The 12,659-nt window shown below is 70.1% G+C and carries 12 protein-coding genes; 7 read left to right on the plus strand and 5 right to left on the minus strand.

What is annotated here, in order from left to right:
* Nucleotides 1-21: 21 nt before the first annotated feature.
* The gene (locus RTA_RS19305) at nt 22-603 is read left to right on the plus strand and encodes a hypothetical protein (protein ID WP_013903118.1); all 582 of its coding nucleotides are present in this window, start codon (nt 22-24) and stop codon (nt 601-603) included.
* A 64-nt stretch (nt 604-667) separates the two neighbouring features.
* Here RTA_RS19305 and gap read toward each other — a convergent pair whose 3' ends face one another.
* Nucleotides 668-1,669, minus strand: coding sequence for a type I glyceraldehyde-3-phosphate dehydrogenase (gene gap, locus RTA_RS19310; RefSeq protein WP_013903119.1), 1,002 nt, complete (start codon nt 1,667-1,669; stop codon nt 668-670).
* 34 nt (nt 1,670-1,703) lie between these two features.
* Nucleotides 1,704-3,734 (minus strand): transketolase, encoded by a 2,031-nt coding sequence (tkt, locus tag RTA_RS19315; protein ID WP_013903120.1) that lies wholly within the window; start codon nt 3,732-3,734, stop codon nt 1,704-1,706.
* Nucleotides 3,735-3,876: 142 nt separating this feature from the next.
* Between tkt and RTA_RS19320 the strand changes: the two genes are divergently transcribed.
* Genes RTA_RS19320 through RTA_RS19330 form a run of 3 tightly spaced genes read left to right on the plus strand, consistent with a single transcriptional unit; the run spans nt 3,877 to nt 6,331 of the window.
* The gene (locus tag RTA_RS19320; protein WP_041675779.1) at nt 3,877-4,251 is read left to right on the plus strand and encodes an S-adenosylmethionine decarboxylase family protein; all 375 of its coding nucleotides are present in this window, start codon (nt 3,877-3,879) and stop codon (nt 4,249-4,251) included.
* Nucleotides 4,248-4,949, plus strand: a complete 702-nt coding sequence (gene murU / locus RTA_RS19325) for an N-acetylmuramate alpha-1-phosphate uridylyltransferase MurU (protein WP_013903122.1) — start codon at nt 4,248-4,250, stop codon at nt 4,947-4,949. The genes RTA_RS19320 and murU overlap by 4 nt, the downstream gene beginning before the upstream one ends.
* On the plus strand, nt 4,946-6,331 hold the full coding sequence (locus RTA_RS19330; RefSeq protein WP_013903123.1) for an aminopeptidase P N-terminal domain-containing protein: 1,386 nt from the start codon (nt 4,946-4,948) through the stop codon (nt 6,329-6,331). The genes murU and RTA_RS19330 overlap by 4 nt, the downstream gene beginning before the upstream one ends.
* Before the next feature lie 7 nt (nt 6,332-6,338).
* Here the strand turns inward: RTA_RS19330 and RTA_RS19335 are convergent, their stop codons facing one another.
* Both RTA_RS19335 and RTA_RS19340 read right to left on the minus strand, forming a co-directional pair.
* Complete coding sequence (locus tag RTA_RS19335) at nt 6,339-6,932, minus strand: ATPase (RefSeq protein ID WP_013903124.1); 594 nt, start codon at nt 6,930-6,932, stop codon at nt 6,339-6,341.
* 58 nt (nt 6,933-6,990) lie between these two features.
* Nucleotides 6,991-7,356 carry a TA system antitoxin ParD family protein gene (locus tag RTA_RS19340; protein ID WP_013903125.1) on the minus strand — a complete coding sequence of 122 codons (366 nt, stop codon included), beginning with the start codon at nt 7,354-7,356 and terminating at the stop codon, nt 6,991-6,993.
* Nucleotides 7,357-7,524: 168 nt separating this feature from the next.
* Here RTA_RS19340 and RTA_RS19345 point away from each other — a divergent pair, with 168 nt between their 5' ends.
* Nucleotides 7,525-9,036 (plus strand): PglL family O-oligosaccharyltransferase, encoded by a 1,512-nt coding sequence (locus tag RTA_RS19345; RefSeq protein WP_226986095.1) that lies wholly within the window; start codon nt 7,525-7,527, stop codon nt 9,034-9,036.
* Nucleotides 9,037-9,129: 93 nt separating this feature from the next.
* Nucleotides 9,130-9,402, plus strand: a complete 273-nt coding sequence (locus tag RTA_RS19350; RefSeq protein ID WP_041675781.1) for a DUF2061 domain-containing protein — start codon at nt 9,130-9,132, stop codon at nt 9,400-9,402.
* Here the strand turns inward: RTA_RS19350 and RTA_RS19355 are convergent.
* Entirely contained in the window at nt 9,375-10,034 is a 660-nt protein-coding gene (locus RTA_RS19355) for a hypothetical protein (protein ID WP_013903127.1), read from the minus strand. The genes RTA_RS19350 and RTA_RS19355 overlap by 28 nt on opposite strands.
* A gap of 196 nt (nt 10,035-10,230) precedes the next feature.
* Here RTA_RS19355 and RTA_RS19360 point away from each other — a divergent pair, with 196 nt between their 5' ends.
* The gene (locus tag RTA_RS19360; RefSeq protein WP_013903128.1) at nt 10,231-12,546 is read left to right on the plus strand and encodes an NADP-dependent malic enzyme; all 2,316 of its coding nucleotides are present in this window, start codon (nt 10,231-10,233) and stop codon (nt 12,544-12,546) included.
* The last annotated feature ends 113 nt before the right edge of the window (nt 12,547-12,659 follow it).

The raw sequence follows: 12,659 nt of genomic DNA on the forward strand, positions 1-12,659 counted from the left end.
TCAACAGCACAGGAGCGCCCCATGAGAGTCTTGAAAACGGCAGCTGCATTGGTGATGGCCGCCTTGGTGGGTGCCTGCGCGCACCCCATCTCGATGAGCACCCAGAACGTGCCCGAGCGTGTCGAATCCCGCCTGGTGCAGAAGAAGGTGGCTTACGTGATGAGCGATGCTGACCGCGCCAAGCAGGTCACCACGCCCGGCGGCGGCGGTGACAAGGTCAGCTACTTCCCCTACCGCGACTTGGAAAAGTCGATCCGTGACGTCCTGCGGTCGGTCTACCAGGAGGTGGTGGTGCTGAATTCGGCAGCCGACGCAAACGCGGTGAAGGAATCCGGCGCCTCTTTCGTCTTCACGCCGGAGATCAAGACGACCTCGAGTTCACCGTCCCCATTCACCTGGCCGCCTACCGTCTTCACCACGGACCTGTCATGCGTCGTGACGAATGGCAGCGGCGTCGAGGTGACGAAGCTGCGCGCGTCCGGCAACGGCGCAGCTGAGTTCAATGAATTCAAGAGCGACTTCAGCCTCGCTGCACGGCGCGCGACCGATGACCTGGCCAAGAAGCTGGCACAGGAAATCCGCAGCAACGGGCAGCTGCGATAAGAACGCCGAGTCACGGCAAAGAAAAAGCGCGCCGCGGCGCGCTTTTTCTTTGGTCAGGCCCGGCTTACCTGGCGGCCACCACGCGCGCCATCTCCAGCACCTTGTTGGAGTAGCCCCACTCGTTGTCGTACCAGCTCACCAGCTTGACGAAGGTGCCGTCCAGCGCGATGCCGGCCTCGGCGTCGAAGATCGAGGTGCGCGGGTCGCCGCGGAAATCGGTGGCCACCACCTTGTCCTCGGTGTAGCCCAGCACGCCCTTGAGCGCGCCTTCGCTCTGGGCCTTGAACTCGGCGCAGATCTCCTTGTAGCTGGCTTCCTTGTTCAGCTCTACCGTCAGGTCGACCACCGACACGTCGGAGGTCGGCACGCGGAAGGCCATGCCGGTGAGCTTCTTGTTCAGCTCGGGGATGACCACGCCCACCGCCTTGGCCGCGCCGGTGCTGGAGGGGATGATGTTCTCCAGGATGCCGCGGCCGCCGCGCCAGTCCTTGTTGCTGGGGCCGTCGACGGTCTTCTGGGTGGCGGTGGCCGCGTGCACCGTGGTCATCAGGCCGCGCTTGATGCCCCACTTGTCGTTGAGCACCTTGGCCAGCGGCGCCAGGCAGTTGGTGGTGCACGAGGCGTTGGAGATGATGGCCTCGCCCTTGTAGGTCTTGTGGTTGACGCCGAAGACGAACATGGGCGTGTCGTCCTTGCTGGGCGCCGAGATGATGACCTTCTTGGCGCCGGCGGCCAGGTGCTTGGCGGCCGAGTCCTTGTCCAGGAACAGGCCGGTGGACTCGACCACCACCTCGGCGCCGATCTCGCCCCACTTCAGGTTGGCGGGGTCGCGCTCCTGCGTCAGGCGGATCTTCTTGCCGTTGACGAGCAGGGTGTTGCCGTCCACCGCGATCTCGCCCTTGAACCGCCCGTGCACGCTGTCGTACTGCAGCATGTAGGCCAGGTAGTTCGGCTCCAGCAGGTCGTTGATGCCCACCACCTCGATGTCGCCGAAGTTCTGGACGGCGGACCTGAGGACGTTGCGGCCGATGCGGCCAAAGCCATTGATGCCGATCTTGAGGGTCATGCGTTTGCTCCCGATGCGAAGTTGATGAAACCAGTCAATGCCCGAGCACCGCGCGGACGGTGTCCGCGACGTTCTCCGGCGTGAACCCGAAATGCTTGAACAGCACGCTGGCCGGCGCCGACTCGCCGTAGCTGTCGATGCCCACCACCGCGGCGCAGCCGTACTTCCACCAGAAGTCGGTCACGCCCATCTCCACCGCCACACGCGGCACGCCGCGCGGCAGCACCTCGTTCTTGTAGGCGGCGTCCTGGCGGTCGAAGGTGGTGGTGCTGGGCATGGAGACCACGCGCACCGCCACGCCCTGGGCCGCCAGCTGCTCCTGCGCCTTGAGCGCGAGCTGCACCTCGGAGCCGGTGGCGATGATCACGGCCTGCGGCTTGCGCGCCAGGCCGACCTCGGCCGCCTCGGCCAGCACGTAGGCGCCGCGGCTGATGTCCTCCAGACCGGCCTTGGGTGCATACGGCAGGTTCTGGCGCGACAGCAGCAGCGCCGTGGGACGGTTGGCGTTCTGCAGCGCCACGGCCCAGGCCACGGCGGTCTCGGCCGTGTCGCAGGGCCGCCAGACGTCCAGCTGCGGGATCAGCCGCAGGCTGGACGCATGCTCGATGGACTGGTGCGTGGGCCCGTCCTCGCCCAGGCCGATGGAGTCGTGGGTGAACACGTGGATCACGCGCTGCTTCATCAGCGCCGCCATGCGGATGGCGTTGCGGCTGTAGTCGCTGAAGGTGAGGAAGGTGCCGCCATAGGGGATGTAGCCGCCGTGCAGCGCCACGCCGTTCATGATCGCCGCCATGCCGAACTCGCGCACGCCGTAGTTGATGTGTCGACCAATCTTGCCGTCTTCGGTCAGGACCACCTCGCCGGCCAGGTCGAAGCGCAGCGGCGGCGTCGACCTGGTGTTGGTGAGGTTGGAGCCGGTCAGGTCGGCGCTGCCGCCCAGCAGCTCGGGCAGCTGCGCGGTGAAGGCCTCCAGCGCGATCTGGGAGGCCTTGCGCGAGGCCACGGTCTCGGCCTTGGCATGGGCCGCCACGGCGGCGTCCACCGCCACCTGGGCGAAGTTCCGGGGCAGCTCGCCCCTCATGCGCCGCTCGAATTCGGCGGCCAGCCCGGGTTGCGCCTGGCGGTAGGTGGCGAAGCGGTCCTCCCACCGGGCCTGCAGCTCGCGGCCGCGCGCCCTGGCGTCCCAGTCGGCATACACCTCGGGCGGCACGGTGAAGGGCTCGTGCGGCCAGCCCAGCGCCTCGCGCGTGAGCTTGACCTCCTCCAGCCCCAGCGCCTCGCCGTGCGCCTTGGCGCTGCCGGCGCGGTTGGGGCTGCCCTTGCCGATTTCGGTCTTGGCCACGATCAGCGTGGGCTTGTCGGCGCAGCGCCGGGCGTCGGCGATGGCGCGGTCCACCGCGTCGATGTCGTGGCCGTCCACCGGACCGATCACGTTCCAGCCGTAGGCCTTGAAGCGCGCAGGCGTGTCGTCGATGAACCAGGGCGTGACCTGGCCGTCGATGGAGATGCCGTTGTCGTCGTAGATCGCGATCAGCTTGTTCAGCTTCCAGGCGCCGGCCAGCGCGCAGGCCTCGTGGCTGATGCCTTCCATCAGGCAGCCGTCGCCCATGAACACGTAGGTGAAGTGGTCCACCAGGTCCAGGCCGTCGCGGTTGAACTCGGCCGCCAGCAGCTTCTCGGCCAGCGCCATGCCTACCGCGTTGGTGACGCCCTGGCCCAGCGGGCCGGTGGTGGTCTCCACCCCGGGCGTGATGCCGACCTCGGGATGGCCGGCCGTCCTGCTGTGCAGCTGGCGGAAGTTTTTCAGCTCCTCCAGCGGCAGGTCGTAGCCCGTGAGGTGCAGCAGCGAGTAGACCAGCATGGACCCGTGCCCGTTGGACAGCACGAAGCGGTCGCGGTCGAACCACTTGGGGTCCGTGGGGTTGTGCCTCAGGTGCCGGCTCCACAGCGCCACGGCGATGTCGGCCATGCCCATGGGCGCCCCGGGGTGTCCGGAGTTGGCTTGTTGCACGGCATCCATGGACAACGCGCGGATCGCGTCGGCCATCTGTTGGGGGTTCGCCATCGAGGGCTGCTCCGGGAAAGAAAGAGAGGGGACCTAAAAAGGCGAGGGAAACCCCGGATTTTAGCGACCGTGCCCGCCGCGGCCGCGCCGGCTGGCCCCATCGGGCCATGGAAGGGTGTGGTGATGGTCTACAGTGCACCGCATGCAAGGGCTCCACCTGACCGCCGACCTCTACCGCTGCCGCTGCGACGCGGCCTGGCTGACCGACCCGCAACGTCTGGCCCCGTGGTGCGTCGAGGCCACCCGGGCCGCCGGGCTCCACCCCGTCGATCAACTCTTCCATGTCCTGCCGGCCGACGGTCCCGGCGCCGGCGGCGTCACCGCCACCGTGCTGCTGGCCGAATCGCACGTGTGCCTGCACACCTGGCCGCTCGAGCGCGCCGCCACGCTGGACGTCTACGTGTCCGATGCGGCCGCCCACGCCGCCCAGGCACGGGCGCTGATGGATGCGCTGGTGCAGCGCTTCGCCCCGGAATGGACCGAGCAGCGCTCGCTGGACCGGGGGGACGGGGAATGAGCTTCCAGGGACAGGCCATGGTGCTGGCCGCCGGCCGCGGCGAACGCATGCGGCCGCTGACCGACACCTGCCCCAAGCCGCTGCTGGCCGTGCAGGGCAAGCCGCTGATGCAGCACCACCTGGAGGCGCTGGACCGCGCGGGTTGCCGCCGGGTGGTGGTCAACACCGCCTGGCTGGGCGAGCAGATCGAGGACCGTTTTGGCACCGGACAGGAGCACCTGCGGATCGCCTACTCGCACGAAGGCCGCGATTTCGGCGGCGCGCTGGAGACCGCGGGCGGCATCGCGCGCGCGCTGCCCCTGCTTCAGGAGGTATTCTGGGTGGTGGCAGGCGACGTGTACGTGCCCGGCTTCGAGTTCAGCCGCGCGGCCAGCGAGCGCTTCGCCGCCGGCGGCGCGCTGGCCCACCTGTGGCTGGTGCCGAACCCGCCGCACAACCCCGCAGGCGACTTCGGCCTGGCGCCCGACGGCCGCGCGCTGAACGTGGCGGCCACGCGCTATACCTACTCCACCATCGGCCTGTACCGCAAGGCCCTGTTCGACGGCCTGCCGGCCGGCAACCCGCAAGGCCTGAAGGCCCCGCTGGCGCCGCTGCTGCGCGCCGCGATGGACAATGGCCAGGTTACCGCCGAGATCCATACCGGGCCGTGGACGGACGTCGGCACGCCGGAACGCCTGGCCCAACTGAACGCACCATGAGCAACACCCTGTACGCCCAGCGCCGCGCCCGCGTCGCCCAGCAGATCGGCCCCAACGGCATCGCGCTGATCCCCACCGCGCCGGAGCGGCCGCGCAACCGCGACACCGACTACATCTACCGGCACGACAGCTACTTCTACTACCTCACCGGCTTCGCCGAGCCGAACGCCTGGCTGGTGGTCGCCGGCGACGGCACCAGCACCCTGTTCTGCGCGCCCAAGGACCTGGAACGCGAGATCTGGGACGGCTTTCGCCTGGGCCCGGAGGCCGCGCCGGCGGCGCTGGAGGTGGATGCCGCGGTGTCGGTGGGCGAGCTGGAGGCGCAGCTGCCGCGCCTGCTGGAGAACCGCGACGCGGTCTGGTACCCGTTCGCCATCCACGAGGGGCTGGAGGCGCGCGTGGGCGGCTGGCTGAACAAGGTGCGCGCGCGCGTGCGCTACGGCGCGCTGTGCCCGCAGCAGCAGCGCGACCTGTGCGCCGTGCTGGACGAGATGCGCCTGGTCAAGGACGTGCACGAGCAGGACATCATGCGCCGCGCCGCGGCCATCAGCGCCCGCGCCCACGTGCGCGCCATGCAGACCAGCGCCCGCATGCTGCGCGAGGGCCGCGACGTGCGCGAGTACCACCTGGACGCCGAGCTGCTGCACGAGTTCCGCCTGGGCGGCTCGCAGTACCCGGCCTACGGCTCCATCGTCGCGGCGGGCCCCAACGCCTGCGTGCTGCACTACCGCGCCGACGCCGCCCCGGTGAAGGCCGGCGAGCTGGTGCTGATCGACGCCGGCTGCGAACTGGACGGCTATGCCAGCGACATCACCCGCACCTTCCCGGCCGACGGCCGCTTCAGCGGGCCGCAGCGCGCGCTGTACGACCTGGTGCTGGCCTCGCAGGATGCGGCCGTGGCGGCCACCCGCGCCGGCGCGCGCTTCAACGACCCGCACGACGCCACCGTGAAGGTGCTGGCCCAGGGCATGCTGGACCTGGGCCTGCTGGACCGCGACAAGGTCGGCGGCGTCGACGACGTGATCGAATCGCGCGCCTATTTCCAGTTCTACATGCACCGCACCGGCCACTGGCTGGGCATGGACGTGCACGACTGCGGCAGCTACGTGGAGCCCGGCGAGGTCGGCAGCGTCAGCGAGCGCAGGGACCCGCTGTCGGGCGAGACCATCAAGAACCGCCCCAGCCGCCTGCTGCAGCCGGGCATGGTGCTGACCATCGAGCCGGGCCTGTACGTGCGCCCGGCCGAGGGCGTGCCGGAGCGCTTCCACCACATCGGCATCCGCATCGAGGACGACGCCATCGTCACCGCCACCGGCTGCGAGCTGATCACCCGCGGCGTGCCGGTCAAGGCCGACGAGATCGAAGCGCTGATGCGCGGGTGAGCCGGCTTCAGTTTTCCGCGAAGCCCAGCACCTTCTCGGCCCAGCGCGGCCGCAGCACGGTGTGCAGCTGCATCTGGCCGGAGGTGAGGGTCGCCACCAGGCGCGGCCCGCCGTCGGCCGCGTCGCAGGCATCCAGCAAAAAGGCCAGGTCGGCCAGGAACACGGCCTGGCGCAGGTTCTCCAGGCAGCGGGCGTAGCGCTCCAGCACCTTGTGCGTGGGCACGGCGTGGCCGCCCTCGCGCACGCGCTGGCTGACGCGCTGCAGCAGGCGCCGCGGCTCGTCCAGCGCCAGGGCGTACAGCACCACCTCGAAGCCCAGGGTGCGCGCCTGCGCCATGAGGGCCAGGCGGGACGGGTGGGAGAACACGGTCTCGGTGGCGAAGGAGCGGCCCTGGCGCAGCAGCGCCTGGCGCTGCTCCTCGGCCCAGGCCCGGGCCGCCTGCGCCTGCGCCACCGGGTCCGTCACATGCTGCAGGTGGGCCGCCGCGTGGGCCTGCGCGTCGATGAAGGGCAGGCCGGGATGGCGCGGCGCGATCAGCACCTGGTGCAGCGTGGTCTTGCCCGCGCCGTTGGGCCCGGCGATCAGGTGCAGGACCGGCATGCGGCGCCGCGCGGCGTGACGGGATCCCGGTGCCGCGCACCTCGGGAGCGGCCGCCCTTCATGCGGCCTTGCGGGTCTTGCTGCGCGTGCCCTTGGCCTTGCCGGCCGCCACCGCGTCCTGGGTGCGGGCGGACAGGGCACCGGACTTGGCAAGCGCCAGGACATGCGCCTGCAGCTCGTCCAGCTCGGGCGACAAGGCCTGCGGCGCCGGCGGCGTGACGCGGTAGGCGGCCCGCTCTTGGCGCGCGATCAGGGCCTGGCTGTCCTGCGTGGTCAGGCCGGCCTGCTCCAGCGCCTTGCCCAGCGTGGCCCAGTACTCGATCTGGCTGGCGACCGAACGGCGCATGGTCTGGGCCGACTCGCGGGCCTGGTTCACCAGGGCGGCGGGCAGCTTGACGGAAACGAAGGGTGGGGCGTCGGACATGGCGGCGGCCTCCTGGTGACGCATTTTGCGCCATGGGGCGCCATTCGGTCAAACACGGCGGCAGCCGCCGTCGTCGGCCGGTGCCGCCGCGGCCGTCCTATGATGCGCGGCTCCGCCCGGGCTCATCCGCGCCGTCCAACCTCCCGATCACCTGCTTTGCCTGCCGCCGTGCCCGAGGCCTCCCTTCCGCCGCCCAGCGGCCGCTTTGCTACCACCCTCTGGCCGCCGGCCCTGTTCGGGCTGCTGATCGTCGTTCCCTGGCTCTGGCCCTGGGCGCCGGGCCCTTCGGTCCATGCCGTGCCGCTGATGGCCTCGGGGGCCTGCATGGCGGCGGCCGGCACGCTGTGGCTGCTGTCGGGCCGTGTGCGTGGCACCCTGGCGCCCACGGCCGCCGGGGCCTGGCTGGCGGCGGCGGCAGCCAGCAGCGTCATCGCCCTGCTGCAGTGGTTCGGCTGGGCCGACGGCCTGCCGGGCGTGCCGCCCTCGCGCCTGGGCGAGGCCTATGCCAACCTGCGCCAGCGCAACCTGTTCGCCAGCCTGACCAGCATCGGCCTGGTCGCCGCGCTGTGGCTGCACGCGCGCATTGGCGCAGCGGGCCGCCCCGCCGCCCTTTTCCATGCGATGGGGCTGCTGCTGGGGCTGGGCTGCGCGGCCTCGCTCTCGCGCACCGGCGCGCTGCAGTGGTGGCTGATCTGCGGCATCGCCTGGATGCGGCCGGGCTCGCGGCGGCTGGCCGGCGTGGCCCTGGGCAGCTACCTGGCCGCCCTGGCGGTGCTGCCCTGGGCCCTGTCCGCGCTGCAGGGCATGGACGCGCCCAGCCTGCTCGGCCGCCTGCAGGACGGCCCGGCCTGCGGCAGTCGCCGGGTGCTGTGGTCCAACGTGCTGCATCTGATCAGCCTGAAGCCCTGGCTGGGCTGGGGCCTGGGCGAGCTGGACTATGCCCATTACGCCACCCTCTACCCCGGTGCCAGGTTCTGCGACATCCTCGACAACGCCCACAACCTGCCCCTGCACCTGGCGGTGGAGACCGGCCTGCCGCTGGCCTTGGCAGCCTGCGGCCTGCTGGCCGGATGGGTGTGGCGGCGGCGGCCCTGGCGCGAGCGCGAGCCGGCGCGGGTGCTGGCCTGGGGCGTGCTGGGCGTGATCGCGCTGCACAGCCTGCTGGAATACCCGCTGTGGTACGGCCCGTTCCAGTTCGCGACGTTGCTGGCCCTGGTGCTGCTGGGCCGGCCGGAGGCCGCGGGCGCACAGACGCCCCCGCAGGCCCGCGTGGTCGCGCTGGTTCTGGCCGCCGGCATGGCGGCAGGCTTGGCCTGGGCCGGCGCCGCCTATGGCCGGGTCAGCCAGGCCTACCTGACGCCGGAGGCACGGCGGCCGGCGTACCGCGCCGACCCGCTGCGGGACGTGCGGCCCGGGCCTTTCGGCGGGCATGCGGCATTCGCCCGGTTGTCCCTGACGCCGCTCGGCCGGGCCTCGGCGGTACAGGTCTACGGCCTGGCCTTGCGGCTGCTGCATTTCTCGCCCGAGCCCAAGGTGATCGAGGCTGCCATCGAAAGCGCCGTGCTGCTGGGCCAGGACGAGGAGGCGATGTGGCACCTGGCGCGCTATCGGGCGGCTTTCCCGGCCGAGCACGCCGCCTGGGCCCGGCGCAACGCCGCGCCCATGCCGCAACGGCCTTGACGGCGCCGCGCTATCCATTGAGTAGATAAATCCAATTAGCGAACTCGATTGAGAATCACTATCATTTCTCCCATCGCTTGAAGGAGCTACGACATGGCCAACATCGCCCGCGCCCACCTGCCCACGCTGAAGAAGACCGCCAGCTACTACGTCATGCACGTTGCCGTGGCCGCCCTGGTGGCCTACGCCGTGACGGGCAGCCTGATGATGTCCCTCACGCTCAGCCTGCTGGAGCCCACCATCCAGGCCGTGGCCTTCTTCTTCCACGAGAAAGCCTGGGACCGCATCGGCCGGCGCAACGCCGCCGCGGCCGTCCCCGCGCTTGCCGTCGCCACGCCTCAGGTGGCCAGCAGCAGCGCCGCGTAGGCCGCCGCCCCCAGCGCGAAGGCACTGAAGCGGCTCTCGCGCTGCTCCGGCAGTTCCTCCTTCATCACGTTCAGGACCACCCCGCCGGCGAGCAGCGAGGCGGCCAGCAGCCAGCGGCCCACCCGGTCGTAGCGGGCCTTGTGGTGCTCGCGCAGGCCATGGTCGTTGACCAGGAAGTGCAGGCCCATGGCCAGACCGTAGGTCAGCAGCGGGCGCAGACCCGCGCCTTCGCGCTCGGTCAGCAGGTAGCCGATGAGGAAGTTGTAGGCCGCGAACGAGGCGATGTGCAGGGTGAACACGCCGCCGCCGGTCGCGTCGGCCTGCACCGCCCGCCGCCGCTGGTGGCGCGAGCGCAGGGCCAGGCGCTCCAGGCCGTAGAAGACGGCCAGTCCCAGCAGCGCCAGCATCCAGACGTGGTGCTCCAGGGAGGGCAGCACGCCTTCCACGCTGCGCTCCAGCAGCGCCTGTCCCTCGGCCAGCTCGGGCAGCAGGTGCATGAACACGTAGGCCACCGACACGCCGCCGGCCACCGACAGCCAGGTGCTGCGCGGGGTGACCGCGAGGAACGTCAGCCGCCGCCCCAGCAGATGCGCCAGGGCCAGGACCACCACCACGATCGCCGTCCGCCACATGCCTGAAAGTTCCTTCCCGAGAGCCTGCCGGGCCGGCCTGCCCGGCCACCGGATGATGGGCCTGAGCCACACCCCGGGCCTGTAGTCCGCCACCCAAGCCGGGGGTTTTGGAGGGCCAGGTCTACAATCGCCTCCCCGCAGAACCGAGCAGGGCCGGCCCGTCGGCCGCAGCCGTGCTCCCCGGAGACTTCCACCCATGCCCACCGTTCCCCCGAAGGCCAACCCGGAAGAAAAACGCGCCCAGCTGCGCCAGGCCGCGCTGGAGTACCACGAGTTCCCCACCCCCGGCAAGGTGGCCATCGCCGCCACCAAGCAGCTGATCAACCAGCACGACCTGGCCCTGGCCTACTCGCCCGGCGTCGCCGCGCCGTGCGAGGAGATCGTCAAGGACCCGAACAACGCCTTCCGCTACACCAGCCGCGGCAACCTGGTGGCGGTGATCACCAACGGCACGGCGGTGCTGGGCCTGGGCGACATCGGCCCGCTGGCCGCCAAGCCGGTAATGGAAGGCAAGGGCGTGCTGTTCAAGAAGTTCGCCGGCATCGACGTGTTCGACATCGAGATCAACGAGAAGGACAACCTCGACAAGCTGGTCGACGTGATCGCCGCGCTGGAGCCCACCTTCGGCGGCATCAACCTGGAGGACATCAAGGCGCCCGACTGCTTCTACGTGGAGCGCAAGCTGCGCGAACGCATGAAGATCCCGGTCTTTCACGACGACCAGCACGGCACGGCCATCGTGGTGGGCGCGGCCATCATCAACGGCCTGAAGGTGGTGGGCAAGGAGCTGTCCAAGGTCAAGCTGGTGACCTCGGGCGCCGGCGCCGCGGCGCTGGCCTGCCTGAACCTGCTGCTCAAGCTGGGCCTGCCGCGCGAGAACATCTTCGCCACCGACCTGGCCGGCGTGGTCTACAAGGGCCGCCAGGAGCTGATGGACGAGGACAAGATCCAGTTCGCGCAGGACACGCCGGCGCGCACGCTGTCCGAGGTGATCGAGGGCGCGGACATCTTCCTGGGCCTGTCGGCCGGCGGGGTGCTCAAGCCCGAGATGGTCAAGAAGATGGGCAAGAAGCCGCTGATCCTGGCGCTGGCCAACCCGAACCCGGAGATCGTGCCCGACGAGGCCAAGGCGGTGCGGCCCGACTGCGTGATCGCCACCGGCCGCACCGACTACCCGAACCAGGTCAACAACGTCCTGTGCTTCCCCTACATCTTCCGCGGCGCGCTGGACTCCGGCGCGACCACCATCACGGTGGAGATGGAGATCGCGGCGGTGCACGCCATCGCCGACCTGGCGCAGGCCGAGCAGAGCGAGGTGGTGGCCGCGGCCTACGCGGGCCAGCACCTGGCCTTCGGGCCCGAGTACCTGATCCCCAAGCCCTTCGATCCGCGGCTGATGATGAAGATCGCGCCGGCCGTGGCCCAGGCCGCGGTCGACAGCGGCGTGGCCCTGCGTCCCATCAAGGACATGGACGCCTACCGCGAGAAGCTGCAGACCTTCGTCTATGCCTCGGGCACCACGATGAAGCCCATCATCGCGGCGGCCAAGGTGGCGCCCAAGAAGCGGGTGGCCTACTGCGAAGGCGAGGAGGAGCGGGTGCTGCGCGCCGCGCAGATCGTGGTGGACGAGGGCATCGCCCGGCCTACGCTGATCGGCCGGCCGGCCATCATCGCCCAGCGCATCGAGAAGTTCGGCCTGCGCCTGCGCAGCGACATGGACTACGACGTGGTCAACGTCGAACAGGACCTGCGCTACCGCGACTTCTGGCAGACCTACCACCGCATGACCGACCGCAAGGGCGTCACGGCGCAGATGGCCAAGATCGAGATGCGCCGGCGCCTGACCCTGATCGGCGCCATGCTGCTGTACAAGGACGAGGTCGACGGCATGATCTGCGGCACATGGGGCACGACCGACATCCATCTGCGCTACCTGGACCAGGTGATCGGCCGGCGCGAGGGCGTCAACACCTACGCCTGCATGAACGGCCTGGTGCTGCCGAACCGCCAGGTGTTCCTGGTCGACACCCACGTCAACTACGATCCCACGGCCGAACAGCTGGCCGAGATCACCGTGATGGCGGCCGAGGAGATGATGCGCTTCGGCTTCAAGCCCAAAGCGGCCCTGCTGTCGCATTCCAACTTCGGCTCCAGCAACCAGGCCAGCGCCGTCAAGATGCGCCAGACGCTGGAACTGCTGCGGGCGCAGGCGCCCTGGCTGGAAGTGGACGGCGAAATGCACGGCGACGTGGCGCTGGACGGCGCCGCCCGCGCCCAGCTCATGCCCCACAGCACGCTGTCCGGCGACGCCAACCTGCTGGTGCTGCCCAACATCGACGCCGCCAACATTTCCTACAACCTGCTCAAGACGGCCGCCGGCGGCAACATCGCCATCGGGCCGGTGCTGCTGGGAGCGGCCAAACCGGTGCATATCCTGACAGCCAGCACGACCGTCCGCCGCATCGTGAACATGACGGCCTTGACGGTGGCCGATGCGAACGCTGCCCGGTAAGCGCCGGGCGACATAGCTGGCACTAACTTAGCCGGCTGTCAAACCGGCCGGCAATCCCCTTGCGGCTGCCCAAAAATTGGGCAGCCGCTTGCGTTTACGGGGTGGATCGTTCA

The organism is Ramlibacter tataouinensis TTB310 (assembly GCF_000215705.1).
Classification (GTDB): domain Bacteria; phylum Pseudomonadota; class Gammaproteobacteria; order Burkholderiales; family Burkholderiaceae_C; genus Ramlibacter; species Ramlibacter tataouinensis.

Bases quoted from the DNA above. Each gene is read 5' to 3' on its own strand.
- RTA_RS19305 (WP_013903118.1), top strand. From the start codon at position 22: ATGAGAGTCTTGAAAACGGCAGCTGCATTGGTGATGGCCGCCTTGGTG.
- RTA_RS19320 (WP_041675779.1), top strand. From the start codon at position 3,877: ATGCAAGGGCTCCACCTGACCGCCGACCTCTACCGCTGCCGCTGCGAC.
- RTA_RS19355 (WP_013903127.1), bottom strand. From the start codon at position 10,034: ATGTGGCGGACGGCGATCGTGGTGGTGGTCCTGGCCCTGGCGCATCTG.
- gap (WP_013903119.1), bottom strand. From the start codon at position 1,669: ATGACCCTCAAGATCGGCATCAATGGCTTTGGCCGCATCGGCCGCAAC.
- RTA_RS19340 (WP_013903125.1), bottom strand. From the start codon at position 7,356: ATGTCCGACGCCCCACCCTTCGTTTCCGTCAAGCTGCCCGCCGCCCTG.
- RTA_RS19360 (WP_013903128.1), top strand. From the start codon at position 10,231: ATGCCCACCGTTCCCCCGAAGGCCAACCCGGAAGAAAAACGCGCCCAG.
- murU (WP_013903122.1), top strand. From the start codon at position 4,248: ATGAGCTTCCAGGGACAGGCCATGGTGCTGGCCGCCGGCCGCGGCGAA.
- RTA_RS19350 (WP_041675781.1), top strand. From the start codon at position 9,130: ATGGCCAACATCGCCCGCGCCCACCTGCCCACGCTGAAGAAGACCGCC.
- tkt (WP_013903120.1), bottom strand. From the start codon at position 3,734: ATGGCGAACCCCCAACAGATGGCCGACGCGATCCGCGCGTTGTCCATG.
- RTA_RS19330 (WP_013903123.1), top strand. From the start codon at position 4,946: ATGAGCAACACCCTGTACGCCCAGCGCCGCGCCCGCGTCGCCCAGCAG.
- RTA_RS19335 (WP_013903124.1), bottom strand. From the start codon at position 6,932: ATGCCGGTCCTGCACCTGATCGCCGGGCCCAACGGCGCGGGCAAGACC.